Consider the following 1,487-nt stretch of genomic DNA (forward strand, 5'->3'; position numbering starts at 1 on the left):
CAGGTTCGGCGGCGAGCCCACGGGTGTGAGCAGGCCGCCCACGCTGGCACCGTAGGCCAGCATCAGCATCAGCGCCGCCCCGACCCGCAGCCGCAGCGGGTCGAAGTCCGGGCGCACTTCGCCGCGGTCCTGCATCAGCCGGGCAATCACCACAAGAATGCCCAGCGCGGTCGGCAGCAGCATCGCCACCGTGGCCGTGTTCGAGACAAAAGCAGAGAGCAGGCAGGTGATCAGGCCGAATGCCGCGATCACCCGGTAGGTGGACCGGCCGACGCCGGGGATGGAGAGGACGGCGAAGGCCAGCCGCTGCGCCAGCCCGTGTTTAAGCATCGCCTGTGCCAGGATGAACGCACCGATAAAGGTGAAAATGGTCGTGGAACCGAACGGTGCCAATACGGCCGACGCCGGGGCAACCCCGAGGATCACGATGGCCGCGACGCCGATCAGCCCGCCCACCGGAATGGGCACCGGCTCACAGATCCACAGCACGATCACGCCAAGCAGGATTGCTGCGAGCAGCTGCTGCGTCGAATCCATCTCGGACGGCCACAGAGCGAAAATGATCGTGACGGCGGGAGCGAGGAAGAACCCCGTGGTTTGGCGGGCCCGTTCGAACCTTTCCTCGCGCGGGGAGAGGCTCTGCTCGCTCAGGGTCCGGAACGTGCGGCCGCCGAGCAGTGCCGCTTCGACGTCGGTCCGGCCGGGCTGGTCACCGCTGGTACGTGCTGGGGAGAGATCCTGGGACATCGTCGTCCTCCGTCGTGGGGCCGAGGCGGCACCGGCTCAGGCCGCGGTCGGCCCAACCTAGCGCCAGGTAGGGCTGGATGGCCAGTGCGGCTGCGCGGATTGGCTTCGGGGGGAGCGGATTGGGGTACCGCTCTCCGTGGGTCCCGGTAGGGTCCGAACCGGTACAAGAACGGAGCAGGAACGGAACAAAAACCCGGAGCACGCGGAGAAGAGGAATCGGATGGAGCAGGAACGGGTCTTCCAGATAGCAGTGATCCCCGGTGACGGGATTGGTGCCGAGGTCGTGGCGGCGGGCCAGCAGGTGCTGGACAGTATGGCCCGGGCCTCGGGTGGGAAGTTCAGCATGGACTGGATCGCCTTCCCTTGGGGAAGCGCCTACTACGCCGAGCACGGCGTAATGATGAACCCCAAGGGCCTGGAGATGCTGCGGGATACGGACGCGATCTACTTCGGTGCTGTGGGGTGGGAAAATGTGCCGGACCACACCAGCCTGTGGGGGCTGCGGCTAAACATCACGCAGAACTTCGACCAGTGGGCCAACATCCGTCCGGTGAAGTTCCTGCCCGGGATCCAGTCGCCGCTTGGCCGCACGGATACGGCAGAGCTGGACTGGATCGTGGTGCGTGAAAACAGTGAGGGAGAGTACGCCGGACTGGGCGGGAGGAACCTCTCCGGCCGCGGACCCGGCAGCGAAGTCGCGGTGCAGACCGCGCTGTTCACGGAGTCGGGCTGCGAACGGA

2 protein-coding genes are annotated in these 1,487 nt (G+C 66.6%); one reads left to right on the forward strand and one right to left on the reverse strand.

The features are described from left to right. Positions 1-747: SLC13 family permease (locus RTN46_RS10540; RefSeq protein ID WP_312181178.1), on the reverse strand; the 747-nt coding region annotated here is incomplete at its 3' end. Positions 748-967: 220 nt separating this feature from the next. Here RTN46_RS10540 and RTN46_RS10545 point away from each other — a divergent pair. Continuing rightward, the coding region (locus RTN46_RS10545) for an isocitrate/isopropylmalate family dehydrogenase (RefSeq protein ID WP_312181180.1) at positions 968-1,487 on the forward strand (520 nt) is incomplete at its 3' end.

This window comes from Arthrobacter sp. (assembly GCF_031988865.1).
Taxonomy (GTDB): domain Bacteria; phylum Actinomycetota; class Actinomycetes; order Actinomycetales; family Micrococcaceae; genus Arthrobacter_B.